The following is a 24,123-nucleotide window of genomic DNA, read 5'->3' as shown; positions in this document are numbered from 1 at the left end:
GGGCGGTCCTCCCGGTTCACAGCCGCACCACCTCGTCGGCGCGGGCGACGACGGCGGGGTCGTGGGTGGCGACCACCACGGTGCGCCCCTCGGCGGCGGCATCGGCGAGGGCGTCCATGACGAGGCCGGCGTTGTCCGGGTCGAGGTTGCCCGTGGGCTCGTCCGCGAGGACGACGGCGGGCGCGTTCACGAGGGCGCGGCACACGGCCACCCGCTGCGCCTGCCCGCCGGAGACCTGCCCGGGCCGGTGGTCGGCGCGGTGGGCGAGGCCGAAGCGCTCGAGCAGCGCCCGTGCCCGGTCCTCGAGCGTCTGGCGCTCCAGCCCGGCGTAGAGGCCGGGCTCCACCACGGAGTCCAGGATGGGGCGGGACGGGTCCAGCTCCGAGTCCTGGAACACGAATCCCACGGAGGTGGCGCGCAGGCGGGAGCGCTCCCGGTCCGGGCGGGTGGAGGCGTCGACGTCACCGAGGCGCACCACTCCGGAGGTGGGCGTGAGCATGAGCCCGAGCACGTACAGGAGGGTGGACTTGCCGCGCCCGGAGGGTCCGGTGAGGGCGGTGACGCCGCCCGGCGTGAACGCGTGGGTGAGGCCGTCGAACAGCTCCTCGGCGGCGCGGGTGTAGGCGAAGCGCAGGTCCTCGACGGCGAGGGCGGCGGGCGTGCCCGGGGCGGCGGGCGTGCCCGGGGTGGCGGGCCCCGTCATCGGGTGCCGTTCAGCACGCGCACCTGCTCGCCGGCGTCCACGCCGTCCACGACGGCGAGGCCGTCGGCGGAGCCGAGGACGGTGACGGTGCGGTCCTCCGCGGCGCCGTCCCGGACCACCGTGACCGTCGCGGCGCCGTCTGGCTGGGTGCGCAGGGCGGACACGGGGACCACGGGCCCGGAGACGGGCGGGACCACGCTGACCTGGGAGAGCAGGGAAGTGGTGGGGTCGGCGGGCAGGGTGTCGCAGTCCTCCCCGCAGACCACGCCGCCGTCCGGGGCGGTGAGGGTGATGCGGATCAGGCCCTGCTCGTCGGAGATGGACTCGCCGGCGACGGCCTTCCATTCGTGTTCGCCGTGGGGCACCGTCACCGCGGTGCCGGCCGGGATCATGGCGGCCTGGTCCTGGTTGACCTCGATGGCGAACGTGGGCTCATCACCGGGGCGGGCGACGATGGTCTCGCCGCCGGCGAGCGTCCCGCCGACGGCCGTGGCCTTCGCGTCCACGCTCAGCGCGGTGGGGAGCGACTCCAGCACCACGAGCTGGCCCAGCTCCACGGTGTCCGCGGCCGGGTAACCCCGTGTGGTGAGCCAGGCGTTCCAGGCCGTGGCGGTGGCCTCGTCCCAGGTCCCGGTGGCCTTCACCTTCGTCCCCGTGGCGGTGAGCATGCGCTGGAACGCGGTGACATCGCTGCCGGTGGCGCCCTCGCCGAGGGCCCGCCACTGAGGCAGCTCACCCTGCACGGCGATCACGGGCTTCTGCGCGACGGCGTACAGCACATCCCCGGCGGCCACCTCACCGGACTGCCCGGCCCGGGTGACGACGCCGGACAGCGCGTTCACGGCGGCCGGCGCCTGCTCGCGGGTCACGGACACGCCGAGGGTGATGACACGGCCGAGCTCTTGCTCGGCGACGGTGACGACGGCGTCCTCGGATGGACGCTGCTCGGCCTGGGCCGGCGGGGTGAGCGTGACCCGGCCAGCCCAGAAGGCGAGGGCGGCGACGAGCACCACCGCGAGGACGAGGGCGGCCCAGCGGGCGGGGCGGGTCATGGGGCCGTTCCCCAGAAGACGTCCGGTGGCGGCAGCTCCGGGCAGGTCTGGGCGATATGGGCCTTCCGTTCCTCCGAGACTCCGACCATGGTGGTACTGAAGGGCCACCAGTCGTGGCGGTCCTGCGTGAAGAAGGAGGTCACAAAGGATTCTTTGGATGGACGGGAACTCGTGTCCACGTGCAAGCCCTGGGCCTCGAGGCAAGGGATGAGGTACTGGTCCCAGTAGTCGTAGACGAGGCGCAGCTGCGGTTCCGTCCAGTCATGGGCATAGGCAGGGTCCACTGGGTGCTTGACCGCACAGGTGTTCTCAGCGAGATTCCACGCGCGCTTCTGCGATTCTGGTGGAGTCGGGTAGCGAAGACCACCCGTGGGGGTGACCTCCACGGGAAATCCGGCGGCCGCCATGCACTCGCCGATCTTCTGAGACGACTCCAGGGTGGTCGACGACCAATCCATACGCCGCACCTGAAGCAGTTCCGGGGTTCCAGCTTCCCGCGCCATGCGCTCCACTTGTTCTCGCTGGGCCGCCTCTTTCTCCGCTTCCGTCGTCAGGAGGGGTTCGATCCTCTCGGTGGGAACCCACTGCGAGGCGTCCCAGGTCTTCTCGGCCGTCGCGGTGGGGGGAGCGGCGACCGTGGATGAACCGCCGAGGCCCGCAGACTCCCGACCGACGCAGCCGGTGAGGGTCAGGGCGACGGCCGCCACCAGGGCGGCCGTCGCAGGAATGCGTAATGAAGTCATCGGTGCCGGCGAGTCAGTACGGGTAGTAGCAGTAGCCGTAGGTGCCCGACAGGAGGAGCGATTCGGAGCTGACCCGCCAGTTCTGGGACATGCGAAGTCCTGAGTCGAAGCCGTAGGTGTACCTGTTCACCACCTTGGTGGTCCGTCCACCCACATCGAATGACATTCGGTCCCCGTAGCGTTGCTGTTCGCCTCGTGCTCCCACGTACCCACCTCCTGCGCTGCAGTCCTGCCGACCGGAGTCCGTCAGCGCCTGCCCTGGCACCGCACCGGAGACGGCCAACAGTCCAGCGACGGCCACGTCGGCACCGACCTTAGAAATCCGCTGCTTCATACCCATGTCGCTCCTCCTTCATGGTTCACGCTCAGTCGTGAGCTATGTCACACGCTATGAAGGTGCTCGCCCTGTGTCCAGAGAATTCTCGGTCGGTCCACAGACGTGCCCCACCAGGGAGTCAAGAGGGTCCTGCGCGTGACGGATGCGCAATCTCAGGGGACGAATGAGCGCGGCCACCCCGGCAGGTGCGGACCGACGACCGGCCCGGTCACGTCCCCGTCGTCGACGACGCGCGCCGCCTCCAGGACGTAGGCCTCGCCGTCCAGGAGCATCCGCGTGACCACGGCGTTGCCGAGATCCACCTCCGCATACCCCGTGGCCTCGCTCCCCGCCGGCTCCTCTCGGCGGACCAGGTCCACCCGCACGGCGCACTCGCCCAGCCAGCGGGCCGCGCACACCCGGTGCTGGTCATGGTTCCCGCCCCAGATCCCCAGCTCGGCGGGGGCGAACATCGCCAGCACCCGGTGCGACGGGGACAACCACGGCCACACCCATTCCCGGGTGAAGCCCTCCCGCCCTGGTGACGCGTGGACCACCAGCCGCTCCTGTCCCGTGCGCGGGTCGTAGAAGAGATCGTGCCGCGCAGACCAGGCCGCGAAACCGCCGTCACCGCGCGCCCGGACCTCGTACACCTCCGGCTCCGGTTGGTGCGGGCTCGTGAGGCTCACCCGCGCCTGGATGGGGAACGTCATGCGGTGGTCCCGCGTCGCGGCGACGACGGCGGCCAACGCCTGGGTGCCGGCGTCGCCCCGCACCGGGGTCACCGGACGCCCTAGCGCGAGGCGGGCGCGCCGTCGTCGTGGTGCTCGTCCTCCCCGCCCCGGAACTGGCTCGTGTAGAGCCGGTGGTACGCGCCCCGGGCGGCCAGGAGCTCCTCGTGCGAACCCTGCTCCACGATGTCCCCGTGCTCCATCACCAGGATCACGTCCGCGTCGCGGATGGTGCTCAGGCGGTGGGCGATCACGAAGGACGTGCGGTCGTTGCGCAGCGCCGCCATGGCCTGCTGCACGAGCACCTCGGTGCGGGTGTCCACGGAGGAGGTCGCCTCGTCCAGGATGAGCAGGGACGGCTGGGCGAGGAACGCGCGGGCGATGGTGATGAGCTGCCGCTCGCCCGCGGAGATGTTCGAGGCATCCTGCTCGATCACGGTGTCGTAGCCGTCCGGGAGCGTGTGGACGAAGCGGTCCACGTAGGTGGCCTTCGCCGCCGCGAGGACCTCCTCGTCCGTGGCCTCCAGCCGGCCGTACCGGATGTTCTCCCGGATGGTGCCGCCGAACAGTACCGCGTCCTGCAGCACCATGCCCGTGGCCGCGCGCAGCTCCTGGCGCGGCACCCGGCGGGTGTCCACGCCATCCAGCAGGATGCGACCGCCGTCCACCTCGTAGAACCGCATGATGAGGTTCACCAGCGTGGTCTTGCCCGCGCCGGTGGGGCCCACGATCGCGATCGTCTGCCCCGGCTCCGCCACCAGGTTCAGGTCCGTGATGAGCGGCTTCGCCTCCGTGTAGGAGAAGCGCACGTGCTCGAACTCCACGCGCCCCGCCACGGGCTGCGGGAGGTGGGCGACGTCGTCGTCCGCCCGGGCCGCGACGACGTCGTCCGGCTCCTCCTCCGGCTCGTCGAGCAGCTCGAAGATGCGCTCGGCCGAGGCCACGCCGGAGATCAGCATGTTGGACATGCCGGCCACCTGGCCCAGCGGCTGGTTGAACTCGCGGGAGTACTGGATGAACGCGGTCACGGCGCCCAGGGTCATCTGGCCGTTGGCCACGCGCAGGCCGCCCACGACGGCGATGCCCACGTAGCCCAGCCAGTTCACCCACTGCATGATCGGCATGATCATCCCGGAGTAGAACTGGGCCTTGAAGGAGGCCTCGTACATGGCGTCGTTGCGCTCGTCGAAGCGCTCGGCCATGTCCCGCTGCCGGCCGAACACGGTGACCAGCTCGTGCCCGGTGAAGGACTCCTCGATGTGCCCGTTGAGCCGGCCGGTCTCGCGCCACTGCGCCGTGAACAGGGCCTGGGACTTCTTGCCGACCACGCCGACCACGACGCCGGCCACGGGCAGCGCGATCAGGGCGATCAAGGCCAGCTCCCAGGACAGCCAGAACATCATCCCGACGATGCCGAAGATGGTCAGCACCGAGTACACGAGCGTGGCGAACGCCTGCTGCATGGCCTGCTGGACGTTGTCGACGTCGTTGGTGGCGCGGGAGAGCAGGTCGCCGCGCTGGCGGGTGTCGAAGTGGCTCAGGGGCAGCCGGTTCAGCTTGGCCTCGATCTGCTCGCGCAGGCGGAAGACGATCCGCATGACGACGTCGTTGAGGACGCGGCCCTGCAGCCACATGAAGCCCTGGGCCACCACGTACATGCCGAGCACGGTGAGGATCAGCCGGGCGAGGGCGTCGAAGTCGATCCCCTGGCCGGGCGTGAAGTCCATGCCGGAGAGCATGTCCGCGGCCTGGCCCTGACCCTGCCCGCGCAGGCCCTCGATGACCTGCTCCCGGCTCACGCCGGCGGGCATCCCCTTGGAGATCACGCCACCGAACAGCACGTCCATGGCGCGGCCGAGCACGTGCGGCGCCCACACGTTGAACACCACGGCCACGAGCACCATGGCGGCCACGAGCGCGAGCCCGGCCTTCTCGGTGCGGAACAGGCCCAGCAGGCGCTTCGCGGAGGGCCAGAACGCCTTGGCCTTGCGGCCGGGACCGCCGCCCCACTCGTCGGTGGCCCCGGACTCCTGCAGCTCGACGATCTCCTGGTCGGTCAGCTGCTCGCTCATGCCAGCTCCTCCTCACGGACCTGGGAGTCCACGATCTGCCGGTAGGTCTCGTTGCCGGCCAGCAGCTCGGCGTGGGTGCCGCGCCCCACCACGCGGCCGGCCTCCAGCACCACGATCTGGTCGGCGTCGGTGATGGTGGCCACCCGCTGGGCGACGACGACGCGCGTCGTCTGCGCGGCGCTCGCGTCCAGGGCGGCCCGCAGCGTCGCGTCGGTGGTGACGTCGAGCGCGGAGAAGGAGTCGTCGAAGAGGAGGATCCGGGGGTCCGCGACGAGGGCGCGGGCAATGGACAGGCGCTGGCGCTGGCCGCCGGAGACGTCCGTGCCGCCCTGGGACAGGCTCGAGTCCAGGCCGGACGCGGCGGTCTCCCCCTCGCCGGTGGTGCGCTCGCGCACGAAGTCCGCGGCCTGCGCGGTCTCGAGCGCCGCCCAGATCTGCTCGTCGGTGGCCTCGGGGGCGCCGAAGCGCATGTTGTCCCGGACCGTCCCGGAGAACAGGTACGGCTTCTGCGGGACGATCGCCACGGCGTCGGTCAGCTCGGCGCGGGCCAGGTCGGTGACGGGCACGCCGTCCACCAGCACCTGCCCGGACGTGGCGTCGTAGAGGCGCGGGATGAGGTTGACCAGCGTGGACTTGCCGGAGCCGGTGGCGCCGATGATCGCCGTCGTGGTGCCGGGCTCCGCGGTGAAGGACACCCCGTCCAGGACGGGCGCCTCGGCGCCCGGGTACGCGAAGGTCACGTCCCGCAGCTCCACGCGGCCCTCCCGACGCTCGGGGGTCACCGGGTGCACCGGCTCGCCGAGGGTGGGGGCGGTGTCCAGGACCTCGCCGATGCGGCGGGCGGAGATCACGGCGCGCGGGAGCATCATCATCATGAAGGTGCCCATCATCACGGCCATGAGGATCTGCAGGAGGTACTGCATGAACGCCGTCAGGGAGCCGATCTGCACGAGTCCCTGGTCCACCCGGTGCCCGCCGAACCACAGCACGGCCGCGGTGGCCAGGTGCAGCACCATGGTGATCACCGGACCCAGCAGCACGAACAGCCGGCCGATCCTCACGGAGGTGTCCGTCAACGCCTGGTTGGCGTCCGTGAAGCGGGCCGCCTCGTGGTCCTGCCGGACGAAGGCCCGCACCACGCGGATGCCCATGACCTGCTCGCGCATGACGCCGTTGACGGCGTCGATGTCGTCCTGCATGCGTTGGAACAGGGGCATCAGGCGGGACACGATGAACCCGACGATGACCAGCAGCAGCGGCACGGACACCCACACCAGCCAGGAGAGCCCGGCGTCCTCGCGGACGGCCATGACGATGCCGCCGACCGCCATGATGGGCACCGCCACCATGAAGTTCAGGGCCATCAGGGTGAGCATCTGCACCTGGTTGACGTCGTTGGTTCCGCGGGTGATGAGGGTGGCCGCGCCGAACCGGCCCAGCTCCTCCGCGGAGAACCCGTCCACCCGGGTGTACACGGCGCGGCGCAGGTCGCGGCCCACGCCCATGGACGCCTTCGCGCCGAACCAGACCGCGCTGATCGCGGCGACCACCTGCACCGCGGCCACGCCGAGCATGACGAGGCCCAGGTCCCAGATCCGGGCGGTGTCCCCGCGGGCCACGCCCTCGTCGATGATCCTGGCGTTGAGGCTGGGCAGGTAGAGCATGGCGAGCGTGCTGACCAGCTGCAGCACGATCACCGCCGTCACGGCGCCCGCGTAGGGGTTCAGGTGGCGGCGCAGCAGGGTCCAGAGCATGGGACTCCCTCGCGAGGCGTGGACGGGGCGGGCGGGGTGCGGTCAGGCGACACACACCTGGGAAGAGAGAACGCCTGAAGCACTCCGGCGGCCTGGGGCGCTCGGCACGCCGGGCCGTGACCCGGGCGTCAGGCCTGCGGGAGCGGGTTCGACGCGCGGCGCTCGTAGAGCGCCAGCGCGGCGGAGACGGAGACGTTCAGGGACTCCACCTCGGGGTGGATCGTGATGCTGACGGTGTGCTCGGCCGTCTCGGCGAGCCGGGCGGAGGGCCCGTGCTTCTCCGAGCCGAGCAACAGCGCCACGCGCCCGGGGATCTCCGCCACGGAGTCTAGGGCCTTCTCCGAGCCCAGGTCCAGCGAGACCAGCGGGACGCCGGCCTCGGCCAGCTGCGCGGCGACGTCGTCCGCCGAGGCCAGCGCCACCGGCAGGGAGAACACCATGCCGCGGGAGGCGCGGATGAGGCGGCGGTCCGTGACGGAGGCGAGGTCCGCGTCCACCAGGACCAGGCCCGCGGCGCCCAGGGCGCGCGCCGAACGCGTGATCGCGCCGATGTTGCCCATCAGCTTCACCCCGTCCAGCACGAGCACGTCCCCGGGGTGCTCCAGCACCTCCGCCACCGTCAGCGGCTTGGGACGGCGGGCCAGGGCGAAGACCCGCGAGCGGCGCTCGACGCCGAACAGCTCCTTGGCGGCGTGCGTGGAGACGACCTGCACGTCCTGGTCCGCGGGCAGGACGGCCGCGAGCGCGGCGGGCAGCTCGGCGTCCTCCCCGTGGAAGACGGTGAACAGCTCGACGCCGGCGGCGAGGGCGGCAAGGAGGTTCTCCTCGTCGTCCACGATGATGGCGCGCGAGGCCTTGTTCTTCCCCTTGAGCAGCTCGCGGACCTTGCGGAGGCGGGCGTCCTTCGGGTCGACGATGACACCGGCGGGAGCCTCGGCGGGCTGGTCGGCGGAGGCGGGCTGTGCGGGGGACTCGGAGGACATGTCCGCTATCCTAGGCGGGGGCCCGGACGGCACAGGGCCGCAGTAGGGTCGGAACGACCCCGAGGAGGAGCCCGATGTCCACCCCTCACGAGCACCACCACGACCACGCGCACGGCCCCTCGCCGGAGGAGGCCGCCGCGGACCCGGCCCTGCGGCGGCGCCTGTGGATCGCCCTGGCCCTGGCGGGGACCGTGGTCCTCGCGCAGGCGGTGGGCGCGGCCCTGACCGGCTCGCTGGCCCTGCTCACGGACACCGCCCACGCCGTCACCGACGCCTCCGGGCTGGCGGTCGCCCTCGTCGCCGCGATCCTCATGGCGCGTCCGGCGACGCCGCGGCGCACCTGGGGGCTGCGTCGCCTGGAGGTCGTGGCCGCCCTGGGCCAGGCGGCGCTGCTGCTGCTCGTGGGCGCCTACTCCGCCGTCGAGGCGGTGCGCCGGCTGGTGGAGCCCCCGGCGGTGGACGGCACCGGGATGCTCCTGTTCGGCGTGCTCGGCCTCGCCGCGAACCTGGCGGCGGCGGCCGTGCTCGCCTCCTCCCGCGGGGCCAACCTGAGCATGCGGGCGGCGTTCCTGGAGGTGGTCAACGACGCCCTGGGCTCGCTGGGCGTGATCGCGGCGGCCGCCGTCGTCGCGGTCACCGGGTGGACCCGCGCGGACGCCGTGGCCGGCCTGCTGATCGTGGTGCTGATCGTCCCCCGGGCGGTGTCCCTGCTGCGGCAGACGCTGCGGGTGCTGCTGGAGTTCACCCCGGAGGGCCTCGACCTCGACGAGGTGCGCACCCACCTGCTGGAGGTCGAGCACGTGCTGGAGGTCCACGACCTGCACGCCTCCACGGTCGCCACCGGGCTCCCGGTGCTCACGGCCCATGTGGTGGTGGAGGACGGCTGCTTCACCGATGGGCACGCCGCGCAGATCCTCGAGCAGCTCCGCGAGTGCACCCGCGAGCACTTCCCGCTGGCGGTGCCGCACTCCACATTCCAGCTGGAGACGGCCGCCATCGCCGCGGACGACGCCCATCACACGGCGCATCCCTGACGCCACCGGGGGGAGCGGGCATCATGGCCCCATGACCGACGACGCCGCCCGCACCCCCGCCTCGACCGACGCCGCGCGCCCCTCCCCCGGCCCCGTGCCGGCCCCCGCCTCCCCGACGGAGCCGGCCACGCCCGTCGTCGAGCGCCGCCGCGAGGTGACCCTGCGCTTCCTGGCCGCCCCGACCGACCTGGGGCACTCGGGCACCGTGGACGCGGGCCGCGTCCTGGAGTGGGTGGACAAGGCGGCGTTCGCCGCGGCCACCGCCTGGGCGGGCCGCTACTGCGTGACCGTCTACGTGGGCAACATCCACTTCAGGCAGGCCGTGGAGGTCGGGCAGATGGTGGAGGTCACCGCGAGCGTCCTCCACACGGGCTCCTCGTCCATGCACATCAGCACCACCGTCCGCTCCGGCGACCCCAAGACCGGCGAGCTCACCGAGGCGGCGCGTTGCCTCGTCGTCTTCGTGGCCGTGGGCGAGGACGGGCGCCCCGTGCCGGTGCCCGAGTTCGTGCCGCGCTCCCTGGAGCAGGAGCTCGCGCGGGACTGGGCGATCTCCCGGATCGCGGTGCGCAACGAGATCTCCGCCGCCATGAAGACGCAGCGGCATACCGACGCCGGCACCGCCGAGCGCGTGGTGCTGCGCTTCCTGGCCGCCCCCACGGACGTCAACTGGGGCGGCAAGGTGCACGGCGGCACGGTGATGGAGTGGATCGACACCGCCGCCTACCTGTGCTCCTCGCGCTGGGCCGGGCGGGATACGGTGGCCGTGTTCTCCGGCGGCATCCGCTTCCTCAAGCCTCTGCATATCGGCGACCTCGTGGAGGTGGAGGCCCGCCTGATCTACACGGGCAACAAGGGCATGCACGTGGCCGTGGACGTGCGCTCCGGGGACCCCAAGACCGACGACCTGCAGCTCACCACGAACTGCCTCACCGTGATGGTCGCCCGCGACGAGCACGGCGACGCCGTCCCCGTGCCCGCCTGGAAGCCCGTCACCGACGAGGACCGCGCCCTCTGGGCCCACGCCCGCACCCTGCTGGAGATCCGCGCGAAGGCGCCGGGCAACCGCCTGCCCGACCACCTGCTGCGGGAGCGCGGCGAGGGCCCGGACCGCGGCGAGCACTGAGCCGACGACGACGGCGGGCCGCCCTCCCGGGGGAGGCGGCCCGCTGTCGTCGTGGTCGGATGCGGGGTCGGGCGGGCGTGCCGCCCGGGCGGCTCAGCGGCCGAACAGCGTGGCCAGGAGGCCGCCCCGGGCGGGCGCGTCCTTCCGGGCGGCGGCCTGCTCGGCCGGGGTGTGCCGGCCGTCGCACCACTGGCCGGCGGGGACGGAGGCCTTCACGGAGTCGACGTGCTGGCCGCAGCCGGCCCAGGTGGTCTTGCCGCAGACGTCGCAGGTCGCAGGACGGCACATGGTGGGGGTTCCTTTCGGACGGAGACGAGTGGTCAGGGGGATGTCTGAGCGGGGGTCAGGCCAAGGAGAGGAAGAGCTTCTCCAGCTCCTCCACGGTGAGGCCCTCGTCCTCGCGGGCCTTCTCCGGGTCCGCCACGCAGTTCTTCATGGCGGAGGAGACGATCGCGAAGCCGGCGCGGTCCAGTGCCGTGGAGACGGCGGAGAGCTGGGTGACCACGTCGCGGCACGAGCCCTCGCCCTCGACCTCACGGATGACGGCGTCGAGCTGGCCACGGGCCCGCTTGAGGCGGTTGAGGATCTTGCGCTGGGTCTCGGCGTCGGCGGTGCGCACGGCGGGTCCTTTCACGGGGATGAAGTCGGGGATCAGGGGAAGGATACCCCCGGGGGTGTCAAGGGAGCAGTTCGAGCGCCTGCTGCGCCAGGATGAGCACGCCCATCGCCAGCACGAACCAGCCGAAGCCGCGCTTGAGCGCCGCCGCCGGCACCCGGTGCGCCAGCACCACGCCCACGACGCCGGCCGCCGCCGCCGCGGCCGCCATCGGCCCCAGCACGGCCCAGTCCAGGGCCGTGGCGCCCAGTTGGCTGACGAGGCCCATGGCGGAGTTCATGGCGATCACGAGCAGCGAGGTGCCCACGGCCACCGGCATCGGCAGCCGGGCCAGCAGCACGAGCGCCGGCACGATCAGGAAGCCGCCGCCCGCGCCCACCACACCCGTGATGAGGCCGACGCCCACGCCCTGCAGCAGGACGCGGCCCAGCGGGACGGGCGCGGCGTCGTCGTGCCCGGCGCCCTTCCGGCGGGGACGGATCATCTTGACCGCGCTGATCAGCATGATCACTGCGAAACCGACCATCAGCACCGGCCCCGGCAGGTCCCGGCCGACGAACCCGCCGGCCAGGGCGCCCACCATGGAGGCCGCCCCGAAGGTGAGGCCCGTGCGCCAGGCCACCGCCCCGCGCGTCGCGTGGACGAGCGCCGCCACGAGGGAGGAGGCCCCGACCATCACGAGCGAGCCCGCGATGGCCTCCTGGGGGTCCATCCCGGCCGTCAGGGTCAGCAGCGGCACGGTCAGGATGGACCCGCCGCCGCCCATCAGCCCCAGCAGCAGGCCGACGACGGCGGCCAGCACCACCAAGAGGGCAAGGGGAACCATCAGCCGCGCGCCCCGTCCGCGTCGGCACCCGGCAGCGCACCCAGGACCTGGTCCGCGGAGCGCTGCTCCGTGGGGCGGTTCCACGGCATCGTCGAGAGCACCGAGGCCATGGCGCACGTGTTGGATACGGCGGACCAGGACAGGCCCGCACCGATCGCGGCGGGCACCAGGCCGAACCGCTTCGGCCCGAGCTGGGAGGCCACGGCCCCGGCCAGCGCGAGGGAGCCGGCCGTCATGCGGACCTGACGCTCCATGGACCAGCGGGAGCCGGTGCCGGACACCCTGCCGCCGGCCTGGGCGTAGGCGCCGATGCCGCCGCGCAGCACGCGGGCCTGGGTGAAGCCGGCCTCGGCCAGGCGGTCCAGGGCGGTGCCGGCGCGGCTGCCGGACTGGCAGACGAGCACGGCCTTGCCGTCCAGGCGGGCCGCCACCTCGGCGGCGTGCTCCTGGATGAGATCGAGCGGCACGTTGTACGAGCCGGCGATGTGCTGGGCCTCGAACTCGCCGGGGGTGCGCACGTCGATCACGACGGTGTCGGGGTGCTGGGCCAGCTCGCGCTGGAGATCGGCGGGGGTGATCGGGGTGACGTTGACGGTCATGGTGCTCCTTGGGAGTCGGAGGTCGGGAAGGTGGGGATCAGGCCTGCGACCGGCCCAGCCAGCCGAGGTGGGAGCCGTCGAGCTCCACCACGTCGAAACCGGCACGGCGCAGGGCCTGGGCGGCCACCACGTTGCGGAGGCCGGACTGGCAGAAGGTCACGATCGTCGCCTCCTTCGGCAGCTGGTCCTGGTGGAAGAGCACCTTGCCCGCGCTGAGCTGGGCGGCCTCGGCGTCGTCCGACGCCGGCACGGTGCCGTCCGCGTGCTCGGTGCGGTTGCGCACGTCGAGCAGGGCCAGGCCGTCCTCGGCGGGGGCGGCGTCCGCGGTGGCGGGGACGACCCCACCGTCCTGGATGCGCCGCTCCAGCTCCTCGGGGGAGATGACGGCGGTGGGCCGCAGGTCGAAGGCGTCCAGGGAGGTGACGAACGCGTCCGCGGCGTCCACGCCCACGCGGATCAGGTGGGCGCGGATCTGCTCGGCGTCGTCCTGGGCGTCGGCCAGCAGGATGATCGCGGCGTCGTCGGACTCCGGGTCGTAGGCCCAGCCGATGTGGGTGGCGGTCTTGTCCTTGGCCGGCAGGGCCAGGGCACCGGGCACGGTGCCCGCGTGGATCTGGTCCACGGGGCGGGTGTCCGCGAGGACGTCGCCGGCGGACACGCGCGCCACGGCCTGCTCGCCGGTCAGCTCGGCCAGCGGGGTCAGCTCGCCGAGGACGGCCGGGCCCTGCTTGTTCTGCCTCTTCATGCGGGCGAAGTAGGCGTGGGCGTCGGGCTGGCCGTCGAGCAGCTCGCCGACGAAGCCCTGCTCGTCGTCGTTCTCCACGTACTCGGCCCACCAGGCGTAGGTGGACTCGTAGCCGACGGTGGTGGAGGGCAGGGCACCGAGGGCCTTGCCGCAGGCGGAGCCGGAGCCGTGGCCCGGGAAGACCTGCACATGGCCCGGCAGGTTGACGAACTTCTCCTTCAGGGACTGGAAGAGCTGTGTGGCGCCGGCGAAGCGAGTGTCCTGGAGGCCGGCAGCCTCGTCCAGCAGGTCGGGGCGGCCGAGGTCGCCGGAGAACACGAAGTCGCCGGTGAGGTAGTAGCCGGGAGCCGCGGCGAACGCGCCGTCGGTGACCAGGTAGCTCAGGTGCTCCGGGGTGTGGCCCGGGGTGTGCATGGCCTGGACGGTGATGTTGCCGAGCTGGATGGTGTCGCCGTCGTGGAGGAGGTGGCCCTCGAAGCCGTAGGTCCAGTCCTCGCCGCCCTCGCCGGAGAGGTGGATCTGGGCGCCGGTGCGGGCGGCGAGCTCGCGGGTGCCGGAGAGGAAGTCCGCGTGGATGTGGGTCTCGGTGACGTGGGTGATGGTCATGCCGTGGTGGGCGGCGAGGTCCAGGTACTCCTGCACGTCGCGGCGGGGGTCGACCACGATCGCCTCGTTCTTCGCCTGGCAGCCGATGAAGTAGCTGGCCTGGGACAGGTCCTCGTCGTAGATGCGCTCGAGCAGCATGGCGGTCCTCCTGGGACGTGGATGGTGCGGGGGCGACGGCGTTCAGCCGGCTTCGGTAGATACCCCCTGGGGTATGTGCACGCGACGGTAGTACATACCCAAGGGGGTATGCAACGGACCCTCCCCGCCCAGCGTTTTCGTGCGCGAAACGGACGGCGTGTCGCGCACTGTCGTGCGTGACAGGGACGCCACACACCACGACGCCGGGCCGCACCCTGGTGGCACGGTGCGACCCGGCGTCGACGTCACGCACGAAAGCAGGCGGCGCGTCGTCCGTTTCACACACGAAACCGGAGGGCGCGCCGTCCGTTTTGCGAACGAAAGCGGGGTGGTCGGGGGCGGCTCAGCTCACATGAGCGGGCGCAGCGGCACCAGGAGCTTCTCGACCACGCGGGCCAGGCCGTGGCGGTCCTTCCAGCGCGGCGACTGGATCCGCTCGGACCGCGCGGCGTCGGCGCGGAACACGTCCTCCATGCGGGCGGCGAAGTCGCGGTCCACCACGGACACGTTCGTCTCGTAGTTGAAGGACAGGGACAGGCGGTCGATGTTCGCGGTGCCCACGGTGGCCCACCGCCCGTCGATCGTCGCGGTCTTCGCGTGGATCATGCCCGCCGCGTAGAGCAGGATCGTGATCCCTGCGTCCAGCATCTCCGAGTAGAAGCCCCGCGAGACCCAGTCCGCGACCACGTGGTTCGAGTCCTTCGGCACCAGCACCTGCACGTCCACGCCGCGGCGGGCCGCCTCCTTGAGGGCGTCCAGCACCTGGCGGTCGGGCACGAAGTACGGCGTCGAGATGTAGATGTGGTCCTGCGCCCGCGCGATCGCGTTCAGGTACGTGTTGCGGATGGGATACACCAGCTGCGTGGGCAGGTTCGCCGCCACCACGGTGCGCTCCTCCCACTCCTCCGGGCGCGTCCACGGCATCTCCGCCATGTCCGTGTAGCCCTCGTTCCACAGCACGGAGAGGGAGTGCTCCAGACCCCAGACGGCCGGGCCCTCCACACGCAGGTGCGTGTCCCGCCAGTGCGCCGCGTAGAGGTCGCCCACGTTGTAGCCGCCCACGAATCCCACGCGCCCGTCCACGGTGAGGATCTTCGAGTGGTTGAACCCGCTGTAGCGGACCACGCCCCGCCACAGCGGGCGGGCGAACGCGGGCAGGCGGAACACCCGCACCCGCGGGTCGAACTGCCGGTAGAACGACGGCGGGATCAGGAGGTTCCCGAACCCGTCGTAGGAGGCCCACACCTGCACCCCGCGCGCCGCCGCCCGGTTCAGGGCGTCCACGAAGCGCTGCCCGGTGGCGTCGTCCTTCCAGATGAACGTCTCGAACTTCACGGTCTCCCGCGCGTCGTCGATGGCCTGGATCATGGCGTCGTAGACGTCGTCGCCGGCGGTGTAGATGGTCAGGGCGTCCGGGCCGACCTGGGCCTGGAACGTGCCGGGGCGCTCGGCCGGGCGCAGCTTGCGACCGCGGTGCTTGAAGGCGTCGTACGCGGACACGGCCACCGCGGTGGCCAGGGGGACGCCCACGAACGCGGTGGTCCCGGCTACGGCGGCCCGCCGCAGGGCGTACCCCACCACGGACTCCTGACGGGCGGGCGCGGCGGGGCGAGGGGTCTCCATTCCCGCAGTCTACGAACGCGCGCCCCGCGGGGACAGCAGGACGGGCCCGGGATCCGGCCGGGACGCCGTCAGGACGGGTCCGACCACACCGCGCCGGCCTCGGAGCGCAGCCGCACCAGCTCCACGGCGGACTCCTCCAGGCGGTGGGCCGCCGGCGACCCGGGGGCGTAGGGGCGCACGGACTCCGCGCGGCCCTCACGTGTGACGTCGACCATCACGGCGATCGAGTGCGCGACGAGCCGATGGTCCCGCTGGTGGCGGGGGCCGGCGTGGACGCGCAGCGCCACGTGCATGGAGCGCTCGGAGGTGTGGACCAGCAGGGCGTCCACGCGCACCAGGTCGCCCACCTTCACGGGGCGGACGAACCGGACGCCGCCGGCGAACACCGCCACCACGTTCTCGTGCCCGGTCCAGCGGGCGGCGCAGACGCCGGCCGCCTCGTCCAGCCAGCGCATGACGGCGCCGGCTGCCACGGTCCCGCCCACGGACGCCTCGGCCATGGGCGCGATGAACGCGAGGGTGGTCATCTCCTCGTGCTCCTGCCCGGGCTCGGGGAACGGCAGCCGGGCCATGACCTGCTCGATCCCGCGGCGCTCCACGCTGGACACCCGCGCCCGCTCGTCGCGCTCGATCTGGTCGGGGGTCGAGGGCGTCCACTCGGGCACCTGGAGCATCTGGCCGTCCTCCTCCGCGTAGTACACGGAGAGCGTCGAGGTGGAGACGACGGGGCGGCCGTCGTCGTCGAGGACCTCGGGCAGCAGCAGGCGGAGCTGGACGTGGACCGCGGCGCCGTGGGTGCGGACCACCCGGCCCTGCACGGTGACGCGCATGTCCACGGGGACGGGGTGGCGGAACTGCATGGTGCCCATGTAGCGGGCGCGCACGTAGGTCCCGGACCAGGACGCGGCGACGGCGTAGCCCACCTTGTCGATCCAGCCGATGGCGGTGCCCGCGTCCACCAGACCCGAGGGGTGGTCGAAGCTGTCCGCCCGGAAGTCGAGGGACAGGGCACCGGAACGCATCATGAGTCGAACGTATCACCGCCGCCTCCTCCACTGTGACGGTGGTCACTGCCGGAGAGCCCGATGGACGACGGGCCTGCGACCGTCCCGGCGGTGCGGGAGAATGGCGGACATGACTTCCCGCGACCTCCCCCTGCCCGTCGAGCCGCAGACCCCGCACACGCGCCTGGCCCGGCGCGTGGAGGCGGCGGTCTCCGCGCGCGGTGAGGCCGCCGTCGCCGGCCTGGCGGTGCGCCTGCTGACGGGCGCCCCCACGCCGGAGGACGTCACCTCGGGTGCGGCCCGGGACCTGATCGGCGACGACGGCGAGCTCACCCCCGGCGCGACCGGCGCCCTGGCCCTCGGCGTGGTCTGGCACCGTGGCGCGGCCGGCGCCCTGGCGGCCGCGCTCGACGCCCCCGAGCCCGAGGTCCGCGCCGCGGCCCTGCTGGTGCTGGCCGCCCGCGCCGACCGGCTGCGTGCGGACGCCCAGGCGGGCCGGGCGCTCGTGGAGGCGGTGACGGCCCGCGCGTCGGACGCGGACCCGCAGGTGCGGGAGGCCGCGGCGTCGGCCCTGGGCGCCCTGGCCCGGGCGGAGGACCTCTCCGCGGTGGAGCCGGTGCTGAGCGCCCTGGTGATGGACGTGGATCCGGAGCTGGCCACGGCGGCCGAGTTGGCGCTGGCCCACCTGGCGGCGCGCCTGGACCGCCCGGAGCTCGACCCGACCCCGCAGGCCTGAGCGGAGGCCCGGACCCGATGCAGTGCCCCCACTTCGACGCCGGCGAGTGCCGGTCCTGTGCCCTCATGGGCGTGCCGTACGGCGCGCAGCTGGCGGACAAGGACGCGGCCGTCCGCGCCCGGCTGGCCGAGGCCACGGACGCGCGCACGCGCTGGGAGGCGCCCGCGGCGTCGGCGGAGTCCGGGTTCCGCAACAAGGCCAAGCTCGTGGTGACCGGCACGGCGGCGGCCCCGCGCCTGGGCATCCTGGACCCGCGCCAACACCCGCGGCACCACGACGGCACAGGCGTGGACCTGCGCGACTGCGGGCTCTACGAGGACGGCATGGAGGCGGCGTTCCACGCGATCGCGGGCGCGGTGACGGCGGCCGGGCTCGAGCCGTACGACGTGGCGGCGCGCACCGGCGAGCTGAAGAACGTGATCGTCACCCGCTCCCCCGACCGCGAGCTCATGGTCCGCTTCGTGCTGCGCTCGGCGGACCGGCTGGAGGCACTGCGCCCCGAGGTCCCCGCACTGCGGGAGGCCCTCGCGGCGCTCGGCACGCCGGCCGCCGTCGTGACGGCGAACCTGCACCCCGAGCACGTGGCCCTGCCCGAGGGGCCCGAGGAGGTGCACCTGGCCGGGGACGCGACGCTGCGCATGGAGCTCAACGGGATCGGGCTGCGGCTGCGCCCGCAGGGGTTCTTCCAGACGAACACGGACATCACCCAGCGGCTCTACGCGACGGCGGCGGCCTGGCTGGCCGAGGCCGCGGCAGAGGGGGGGACGCCCGTGGAGCGGGCCTGGGACCTGTACTGCGGCGTGGGCGGCTTCGCGTTCCACCTGGCGCGGCCGGTGGCCGAGGGCGGCGCGGGCGTCGCCGAGGCCTGGGGGCTCGAGGTGAGCGCGGAGGCGATCGAGGCCGCACGGGAGGCGGCCGCCGAGCTCGGCGTGGCCGAGCGCGTGCGCTTCACCGCCGGCGACGCGACGACGGCGCTGGCGGCGCCGGGCGGGACGCGGCCGGACGCCGTCGTCGTGAACCCGCCGCGGCGCGGCATCGGAGCCGAGCTGGCGGGCCGGTTCGAGGAGTCGGGGGTGCCGTTCGTGCTGTACTCCAGCTGCAACGCGGCCACGCTGGCCACGGACCTCACGGCGATGCCGTCCTACCGGGTGGCGCGGGCGCAGGTGTTCGACATGTTCCCACAGACCGGCCACGCCGAGACGCTGGTGCTGCTGGCCCGGCGCTGAGGGTGCACCGGCGCCCGGCACGGGAGGCCTGGAGTGACCGAGGGCCCCGGATTCGCCGTCCGGGGCCCTCGATCTGTCATCACTCGCACCTTCATCGCTCGCACCTCGATGAAGTGGTTCCACCGTACGACCCGGACATGGAGGGACCCGGGGTGAAGGCTGGCAATTCCCTGGCAACGCAGATCCGGCCGCCCGGTCCCGCCGGCGTCGTCATTCCTGCACACCGGTCCCGTGACCGGACTCACCCCCACCGGCCCCCGACCCCTTCCCCGCGGGCGCCGCCCCGCCCGTAGGCTGGGCCTCAAGCATTCCCGGCCGGCGACGGCGCCCCGGAACCGCCGTTCCGGCGCGTCCGACGCGCCCGCACACCCCGCCTCCGAGAGCAAAGGCCTTCCTCGCGTGACGCAGACCCTCACCCCCGTGGACCAGCAGGACCGCAACGCCCGCCGCCACCGCCTCCGCCGCTACCGCGCGGTGATCTTCGACATGGACGGCGTCATCACGGACACCGCCGGCGTGCACGCCGCGGCGTGGAAGGAGCTCTTCGACCAGGCCCTGCCCGCCGTCGGCGCGCTGGACGCCAACCGGGCCGCCGTCGCCGCCGACCCGGGGGTCCTGCGCCCCTTCGACCCGGAGGCCGACTACCTGCACCACGTGGACGGGCGCCCCCGCGAGGACGGCGTGCGCGCCTTCTTCGCCTCCCGCGGGCTCACCGTGCCGGAGGTCGACGACGCCGACGCCCCCGTCGACCTGACCGTGCTCGCCCTGGCCGAGCGCAAGCAGGGCTTCTTCGAGAAGGTCCTGGAGCGGGACGGCGTGCGCGTGTTCCCCGAGGCCACCGACCTGCTGGAGAAGCTGCGCGACAAGGGCGTGCCCGTGGCCCTGGTGACCTCCTCCAAGAACTCCCGCGCCGTCCTCACCGCCGGCGGCGTCCTGGACTACTTCCCCGTGATCGTGGACGGGCACACCGCGATCGAGCGCGGCCTGCCCGGCAAGCCCGACCCCGCCATGTTCTGGGAGGCCGCCCGCGAGCTCGGCGTCGACGTCGCGGACGCGATGGTCCTCGAGGACGCCGTCTCCGGCGTGAAGGCCGCCGCGGACGGCCGGTTCGGCCTCGTGATCGGCGTGGACCGCGAGCACGGCGAGGGCGGCAAGCCCCGCCTCAAGGACGCCGGCGCGCACATCGTGGTGAAGGACTACGGCACCCTCCGCCTGGCCGACCGCACCACCGCACCGTTCGACGCCGCCTGGGTGCTGCGCTGGGACCACTTCGACCCCGCCACCGAGGGCACCCGCGAGGTCCTCTGCACGCTCGCCAACGGCTACTGGGGCACCCGCGGCTCCATCCCCGGCACCCGGATCTCCGACGTGCACTACCCCGGCACCTACCTGGCCGGCGTCTTCAACCGGCTGACCTCCATGGTGCAGGGGCGCCAGGTGGAGACCGAGCACATGGTGAACATGCAGGACTGGACCCCGCTGCAGGTCATCCCCGCGGGCGGCAGGCCGCTGATCCCGGGCGAGGAGACGCTCCTGGACTACCACCAGGAGATGGATCTGCGCCGCGGCGTGCTCTCCCGCTCCATGCGCTTCGAGGACGCCCAGGGCCGCATCACCACCCTGCACACCCGCCAGTTCCAGTCCCTCGCGGACCGCCACCTCGGCGCCATCGAGCTGACCGTGGAGGCGGAGAACTGGTCCGGCGACCTGGTGGTGCGCACGCTCGTCGACGGGCGCGTGGCCAACCTCAACGTCTCCGACGACCGCACGCTCGCCAACCAGCACCTCGAGCCCGTGGCGGCGCGCGAGGTGGACGGCGAGACCCTCCTGCTGGAGACCGTCACCAGCCAGTCCCGCGTGCACGTGGCCGTCGCCGCGCGCACCCGCCAGATGGCGCCCAAGGGCCACCACCAGCCGATCCGCCGCCCCGTGGAGGGCTCGGACCTCATGGTGGGCCAGGACATCCACCTGCACGTCGAGCAGGACGTGCCGCTGGTGCTGGAGAAGGTCGCCGCCGTGGCCAACACCCACGACCACGCGCTCGCCTCCGTCGACGCGTCGGCGATCAAGAAGGTCCAGCGCGCCCAGAACTTCCGCAACCTGCTGACCCTGCACGAGCAGCGCTGGGGCATGAACTGGGACCGCTTCTCCGTGCGGATCGACCTCGCGGAGGAGCACCGCAACCAGCGCCGCTCCACCGCCGTGCTCGCCGAGGGCGAGGAGTTCGAGGCGCCCGTGTTCGAGGCCGGGCGCTCCGCGTCCGTCGGCTCCGCCGCCACGATGGGCAAGGACGGCGCCTCCCTGCGCCAGCAGCTCGCCCTGAACCTGCACACGTACCACGTGCTGCAGACCGCGTTCGGCAAGCGCCGCGACCTGGACGCCTCCGTGGGGGCGCGCGGCCTGCACGGCGAGGGCTACCGCGGCCACATCTTCTGGGACGAGATCTTCGTCTACCCCATGCTCACGCTGCGCCGCCCGGAGATCACCCGCGGCATCCTCATGTACCGCTACCGCCGCCTCAACGAGGCCCGGGCCAACGCGCAGGCCGAGGGCTGGGCCGGCGCCATGTACCCGTGGCAGTCCGGCTCGGACGGCCGCGAGGAGACCCCCGCCGAGCTGTGGAACCCGCGCTCCCACATGTGGATGCCGGACAACTCCCACAACCAGCGCCACGTCTCCCTGGACATCGCGTACTCCGTGCTGAGGTACATCGAGATCACCAAGGACGCCTCCTTCATCTCGGACTACGCCGCCGAGATGCTCGTCGAGATCTCCCGGTTCTTCACGTCCATGACCCTGCACAACGCGGAGACCGGCCGGTACGAGATCCACGGCGTCATGGGCCCGGACGAGTTCCATGACGGCTACCCGGAGACCCCCGGCTCCGGCCTGCGCAACAACGCGTACACCAACGTGCTCACCTCCTGGGTGCTCTCCGAGACCGCCCGCCTGCTGCGCTGGCTGGACACCCTCGACGACGGCCTGCCGGAGGTCATGGAGGTCACCGAGGAGGAGATCGCCCGCTGGGAGGAGATCGCCGCCAAGCTCACCGTGCCGTTCTTCACCGAGGGCCCCGAGGCCGGCATCCTGGCGCAGTTCGAGGGCTACCAGGACCTGCTCGAGTTCGACTGGGAGGGCTACCGAGCCAAGTACGGGAACATCGGCCGCATGGACCTGATCCTGCAGTCCGAGGGCGACGCCACCAACCGGTACAAGCTCTCCAAGCAGGCCGACACCCTGATGCTCCCCTACCTGTTCTCCGGTGCGGAGCTGGAGCAGATCCTTGGCCGCATGGGCTACGAGCTGCACCAGGAGGCGCTGGAGCGCACCGTGGAGTACTACGAGGCGCGCTCCACCCACGGCTCCACCCTGTCCCGCCTGGTGCACGCCTGGGTGGCGGCCCGCACGGACCCGGACCGCTCCTGGGACCTCTTCACCGAGGCGCTGGAGTCCGACCTGTCCGACACCCAGGGCGGCACCACCCGCGAGGGCATCCACCTGGGCCTGATGGCCGGCACCGTGGACACCGTCATCCGCTGCTACTCCGGGCTGGAGACGCGCGACGACGTCGTCCGCCTGGACCCGCGCCTGCCGCGCCAGCTGCCCGGCGCCCGGTTCACCATCCGGTACCACCAGCAGCCCGTGGTCATCCACATGACCCAGCGGGACGTCACGGTGACGGCCGGCGAGGGCATGTGGCACGAGGTGCCGATGGTCATCGCGGGCCGGGAGCACACGCTCGAGCCCGGCGGTGAGGTCACGGTGGCGCTGGGCTGAACCAGCCCGCGCTCAGGGGGTCAGCACGCACAGACGCCGGGCCAGGCAGGCCGCCGCGCCCACGAGGAGGAGGGCGACGCCGGCCGCCGTCGCCAGGGGGCCGGCGCCCGCCAGCAGCAGGGCGGCAGGACCGGAGGCCAGCACCAGGGCCAGCAAGGCCGTCAGCATCCCCTCCCCGACTCCGCCGTCCGCGGTACGCGGCGGGGGCAGGAGGTGGTCCGCCAGGACCGTGGCCCCCACCCCGCCGAGCACCAGGGCCGGGGCGAGCACCCCGACCGGCGGCCACACCAGCACGGCAGCGACCCCCGCACACACCCCGCCCAGCAGGGCCGGACCCAGCAACGCCAGCATCCAGCCCCGCACGGTGACCCCGAGCGGGGCGCCGAGCTCCACAGCCTGGCGCAGGTGCCGGCCGAAGCGGTGCCGCCCGAGGTCGCCGTGGGCGGTCTCGCCGAGGGCCACACCCACCATGGTCAGGCCCAGCACGAGCACGGTGTGGACGGCGCCCACGGGGTCGCCCTCCAGCAGCGGCGAGTGCGGCAGCCCCGCCAGGGAGGCGTCCAGTCGGCCCACGCCCACGGCCCGGGCCCCGGCCGCGGCCCCGGCCACGAGCGCCAGACCCCACAGCACCCGACGCTCCGCGGCCCACCGGGTGGAGCCTCGGCGCTGACGCCACAGCATCCACGCCCAGGAGAGCGCACCGCCGCCGGGCGCGGACCGCCGGCGCAGGCGGACGGGGTCGGCCGCGGCGAGCGGGAAGGAGCGGGCACGCAGGCGGCGGCGCCCGGCGGCCACCCCGACCAGGGCGAGGACGAGGAGCAGGACGCCGCCCGCCAGCAGCACGACTCCGTGCTCCTGCCCCGGCACCGCGGTGACCGGTGAGACCTCCCCCGGGCGCCGGCCGGGTCGGCTGGCCGCTCCCGCAGCCAGACGGCCGAGCCCCGCCCCCGCGAACGCACCGAGCGCCGCGGCACCGACGCCGACGGCCAGGACCCCGGGCCCCCCGGCGCGGGGTGGGCGGGAGGCGACGGCCAGGGACACCGCCGACGCGACGGCCGTGAGGGCCACGGGCAGCAGGACCAGCAGCGCCGTGCCGGCCGCCCACCACGGTGAGGCGTCCGACGTCGTGCTGAGGCAGGCCACGAGAACGCCCGCCCCCACGCACGTCCACACGGTGCCCGCCGTGAGCAGTCGGGGCAGCGCGTAGACCGCGTGCACCAGGGTGGCCGGGACGTCCAGGGCGCGGAAGTACGGGATGTTCGGATGGCCGGAGACGGTCTCCCGCTGCCGCCCCACGGCCTCCGCCAGGATCACACCTCCCAGGGACAGCCCGCACAGCAGCGGCAGGACGGTCACGGACAGCGCCTCCAGGGTCCCCCCCGGGGGCAGCACCAGGGCCGTGAACCGTGCCCCGGCGAACGCCGCGAGCACCAGGAGCACCGGCCCGGCGACCGCCGCCACCGTGAGCAGCAGCCGCGCCGAGCGCAGGGACATGCGCAGACCCAGGGAGGTGAGGAGCTCCGCGCAGCGCAGGTCCGCCAGCAGGCTGAGGCGACGGCGCGGAGTCGGGGCGGGAGCGGCCCGTGACCACCCCGCGTCCGGGGCCGGGACGGGCCGGGGGACGGCGTGATGGCCGGTCCCGACGGGGGCGGCGAGGGTGGGGCTCATGGGCGGGTCCTCCGTCCGGGGGCGCACGGCCCGGGGTCGGTGCGG

The 24,123-nt window shown here is 73.2% G+C and carries 21 protein-coding genes; 5 read left to right on the top strand and 16 right to left on the bottom strand.

Annotated elements, in window-relative coordinates:
• Positions 1 to 16: 16 nt before the first annotated feature.
• The 8 genes from KW076_RS02775 to KW076_RS02740 all read right to left on the bottom strand — a co-directional run bounded on the left by KW076_RS02775 (position 17) and on the right by KW076_RS02740 (position 8,354).
• Positions 17 to 703, bottom strand: coding sequence for an ABC transporter ATP-binding protein (locus KW076_RS02775; protein ID WP_224356143.1), 687 nt, complete (start codon positions 701 to 703; stop codon positions 17 to 19).
• Complete coding sequence (locus tag KW076_RS02770) at positions 700 to 1,755, bottom strand: hypothetical protein (protein WP_224356142.1); 1,056 nt, start codon at positions 1,753 to 1,755, stop codon at positions 700 to 702. Before KW076_RS02770 ends, KW076_RS02775 begins: the two co-directional genes overlap by 4 nt.
• Positions 1,752 to 2,498, bottom strand: coding sequence for a hypothetical protein (locus tag KW076_RS02765; protein ID WP_224356141.1), 747 nt, complete (start codon positions 2,496 to 2,498; stop codon positions 1,752 to 1,754). Before KW076_RS02765 ends, KW076_RS02770 begins: the two co-directional genes overlap by 4 nt.
• Before the next feature lie 13 nt (positions 2,499 to 2,511).
• Positions 2,512 to 2,838 (bottom strand): hypothetical protein, encoded by a 327-nt coding sequence (locus KW076_RS02760; protein ID WP_224356140.1) that lies wholly within the window; start codon positions 2,836 to 2,838, stop codon positions 2,512 to 2,514.
• Between the two features lie 149 nt (positions 2,839 to 2,987).
• Positions 2,988 to 3,599 (bottom strand): hypothetical protein, encoded by a 612-nt coding sequence (locus KW076_RS02755; RefSeq protein ID WP_224356139.1) that lies wholly within the window; start codon positions 3,597 to 3,599, stop codon positions 2,988 to 2,990.
• Between the two features lie 8 nt (positions 3,600 to 3,607).
• Entirely contained in the window at positions 3,608 to 5,617 is a 2,010-nt protein-coding gene (locus KW076_RS02750; RefSeq protein ID WP_224356138.1) for an ABC transporter ATP-binding protein, read from the bottom strand.
• Positions 5,614 to 7,371: an ABC transporter ATP-binding protein gene (locus KW076_RS02745; protein ID WP_224356137.1), complete on the bottom strand. Its 1,758-nt coding sequence runs from the start codon at positions 7,369 to 7,371 to the stop codon at positions 5,614 to 5,616. The genes KW076_RS02750 and KW076_RS02745 overlap by 4 nt, the downstream gene beginning before the upstream one ends.
• Positions 7,372 to 7,499: 128 nt before the next feature.
• Positions 7,500 to 8,354 (bottom strand): TrmH family RNA methyltransferase, encoded by an 855-nt coding sequence (locus tag KW076_RS02740; protein ID WP_224356136.1) that lies wholly within the window; start codon positions 8,352 to 8,354, stop codon positions 7,500 to 7,502.
• Positions 8,355 to 8,428: 74 nt separating this feature from the next.
• On the opposite strand from KW076_RS02740, the gene KW076_RS02735 reads away from it, so the two are divergent.
• A complete protein-coding gene (locus KW076_RS02735; RefSeq protein ID WP_224356135.1) occupies positions 8,429 to 9,388 on the top strand; it encodes a cation diffusion facilitator family transporter in 960 nt (319 codons plus the stop codon).
• 31 nt (positions 9,389 to 9,419) lie between these two features.
• Positions 9,420 to 10,514, top strand: a complete 1,095-nt coding sequence (locus KW076_RS02730) for an acyl-CoA thioesterase (protein WP_224356134.1) — start codon at positions 9,420 to 9,422, stop codon at positions 10,512 to 10,514.
• A gap of 93 nt (positions 10,515 to 10,607) precedes the next feature.
• Here the strand turns inward: KW076_RS02730 and KW076_RS02725 are convergent, their stop codons facing one another.
• From KW076_RS02725 to KW076_RS02695, 7 genes are all read right to left on the bottom strand, one after another.
• Complete coding sequence (locus KW076_RS02725) at positions 10,608 to 10,802, bottom strand: DUF8730 family Cys-rich protein (RefSeq protein WP_224356133.1); 195 nt, start codon at positions 10,800 to 10,802, stop codon at positions 10,608 to 10,610.
• A 55-nt stretch (positions 10,803 to 10,857) separates the two neighbouring features.
• Positions 10,858 to 11,133, bottom strand: a complete 276-nt coding sequence (locus KW076_RS02720; RefSeq protein ID WP_224356132.1) for a metal-sensitive transcriptional regulator — start codon at positions 11,131 to 11,133, stop codon at positions 10,858 to 10,860.
• Positions 11,134 to 11,191: 58 nt separating this feature from the next.
• A complete protein-coding gene (locus KW076_RS02715) occupies positions 11,192 to 11,956 on the bottom strand; it encodes a sulfite exporter TauE/SafE family protein (RefSeq protein ID WP_224356131.1) in 765 nt (254 codons plus the stop codon).
• Positions 11,956 to 12,555, bottom strand: a complete 600-nt coding sequence (locus tag KW076_RS02710; protein WP_224356130.1) for a rhodanese-like domain-containing protein — start codon at positions 12,553 to 12,555, stop codon at positions 11,956 to 11,958. Before KW076_RS02710 ends, KW076_RS02715 begins: the two co-directional genes overlap by 1 nt.
• A 37-nt stretch (positions 12,556 to 12,592) precedes the next feature.
• Positions 12,593 to 14,044: an MBL fold metallo-hydrolase gene (locus tag KW076_RS02705; RefSeq protein ID WP_224356129.1), complete on the bottom strand. Its 1,452-nt coding sequence runs from the start codon at positions 14,042 to 14,044 to the stop codon at positions 12,593 to 12,595.
• A 348-nt stretch (positions 14,045 to 14,392) separates the two neighbouring features.
• On the bottom strand, positions 14,393 to 15,667 hold the full coding sequence (locus KW076_RS02700; protein WP_224356128.1) for a phospholipase D-like domain-containing protein: 1,275 nt from the start codon (positions 15,665 to 15,667) through the stop codon (positions 14,393 to 14,395).
• A 68-nt stretch (positions 15,668 to 15,735) separates the two neighbouring features.
• The gene (locus tag KW076_RS02695) at positions 15,736 to 16,692 is read right to left on the bottom strand and encodes an acyl-CoA thioesterase (protein WP_224356127.1); all 957 of its coding nucleotides are present in this window, start codon (positions 16,690 to 16,692) and stop codon (positions 15,736 to 15,738) included.
• Between the two features lie 109 nt (positions 16,693 to 16,801).
• On the opposite strand from KW076_RS02695, the gene KW076_RS02690 reads away from it, so the two are divergent.
• The 3 genes from KW076_RS02690 (at position 16,802) to KW076_RS02680 (ending at position 22,410) form a co-directional block, all read left to right on the top strand.
• Positions 16,802 to 17,407 carry a HEAT repeat domain-containing protein gene (locus tag KW076_RS02690; RefSeq protein WP_224356126.1) on the top strand — a complete coding sequence of 202 codons (606 nt, stop codon included), beginning with the start codon at positions 16,802 to 16,804 and terminating at the stop codon, positions 17,405 to 17,407.
• 17 nt (positions 17,408 to 17,424) lie between these two features.
• A complete protein-coding gene (locus KW076_RS02685) occupies positions 17,425 to 18,633 on the top strand; it encodes a methyltransferase domain-containing protein (RefSeq protein ID WP_224356125.1) in 1,209 nt (402 codons plus the stop codon).
• A gap of 399 nt (positions 18,634 to 19,032) precedes the next feature.
• Positions 19,033 to 22,410, top strand: a complete 3,378-nt coding sequence (locus KW076_RS02680; protein ID WP_224356124.1) for a beta-phosphoglucomutase family hydrolase — start codon at positions 19,033 to 19,035, stop codon at positions 22,408 to 22,410.
• Between the two features lie 12 nt (positions 22,411 to 22,422).
• On the opposite strand, the gene KW076_RS02675 is transcribed toward KW076_RS02680, so the two are convergent.
• Positions 22,423 to 24,078 carry a hypothetical protein gene (locus KW076_RS02675; RefSeq protein ID WP_224356123.1) on the bottom strand — a complete coding sequence of 552 codons (1,656 nt, stop codon included), beginning with the start codon at positions 24,076 to 24,078 and terminating at the stop codon, positions 22,423 to 22,425.
• Positions 24,079 to 24,123 lie beyond the last annotated feature (45 nt).

Source organism: Micrococcus porci, from assembly GCF_020097155.1.
Classification (GTDB): Bacteria; Actinomycetota; Actinomycetes; order Actinomycetales; family Micrococcaceae; genus Micrococcus; species Micrococcus porci.
This window is presented reverse-complemented; position numbering and strand designations above follow the sequence as displayed.

Bases quoted from the DNA above. Each gene is read 5' to 3' on its own strand.
- KW076_RS02775 (WP_224356143.1), bottom strand. From the start codon at position 703: ATGACGGGGCCCGCCACCCCGGGCACGCCCGCCGCCCCGGGCACGCCC.
- KW076_RS02770 (WP_224356142.1), bottom strand. From the start codon at position 1,755: ATGACCCGCCCCGCCCGCTGGGCCGCCCTCGTCCTCGCGGTGGTGCTC.
- KW076_RS02765 (WP_224356141.1), bottom strand. From the start codon at position 2,498: ATGACTTCATTACGCATTCCTGCGACGGCCGCCCTGGTGGCGGCCGTC.
- KW076_RS02760 (WP_224356140.1), bottom strand. From the start codon at position 2,838: ATGGGTATGAAGCAGCGGATTTCTAAGGTCGGTGCCGACGTGGCCGTC.
- KW076_RS02750 (WP_224356138.1), bottom strand. From the start codon at position 5,617: ATGAGCGAGCAGCTGACCGACCAGGAGATCGTCGAGCTGCAGGAGTCC.
- KW076_RS02745 (WP_224356137.1), bottom strand. From the start codon at position 7,371: ATGCTCTGGACCCTGCTGCGCCGCCACCTGAACCCCTACGCGGGCGCC.
- KW076_RS02740 (WP_224356136.1), bottom strand. From the start codon at position 8,354: ATGTCCTCCGAGTCCCCCGCACAGCCCGCCTCCGCCGACCAGCCCGCC.
- KW076_RS02735 (WP_224356135.1), top strand. From the start codon at position 8,429: ATGTCCACCCCTCACGAGCACCACCACGACCACGCGCACGGCCCCTCG.
- KW076_RS02730 (WP_224356134.1), top strand. From the start codon at position 9,420: ATGACCGACGACGCCGCCCGCACCCCCGCCTCGACCGACGCCGCGCGC.
- KW076_RS02725 (WP_224356133.1), bottom strand. From the start codon at position 10,802: ATGTGCCGTCCTGCGACCTGCGACGTCTGCGGCAAGACCACCTGGGCC.
- KW076_RS02715 (WP_224356131.1), bottom strand. From the start codon at position 11,956: ATGGTTCCCCTTGCCCTCTTGGTGGTGCTGGCCGCCGTCGTCGGCCTG.
- KW076_RS02710 (WP_224356130.1), bottom strand. From the start codon at position 12,555: ATGACCGTCAACGTCACCCCGATCACCCCCGCCGATCTCCAGCGCGAG.
- KW076_RS02705 (WP_224356129.1), bottom strand. From the start codon at position 14,044: ATGCTGCTCGAGCGCATCTACGACGAGGACCTGTCCCAGGCCAGCTAC.
- KW076_RS02700 (WP_224356128.1), bottom strand. From the start codon at position 15,667: ATGGAGACCCCTCGCCCCGCCGCGCCCGCCCGTCAGGAGTCCGTGGTG.
- KW076_RS02695 (WP_224356127.1), bottom strand. From the start codon at position 16,692: ATGATGCGTTCCGGTGCCCTGTCCCTCGACTTCCGGGCGGACAGCTTC.
- KW076_RS02690 (WP_224356126.1), top strand. From the start codon at position 16,802: ATGACTTCCCGCGACCTCCCCCTGCCCGTCGAGCCGCAGACCCCGCAC.
- KW076_RS02685 (WP_224356125.1), top strand. From the start codon at position 17,425: ATGCAGTGCCCCCACTTCGACGCCGGCGAGTGCCGGTCCTGTGCCCTC.
- KW076_RS02675 (WP_224356123.1), bottom strand. From the start codon at position 24,078: ATGAGCCCCACCCTCGCCGCCCCCGTCGGGACCGGCCATCACGCCGTC.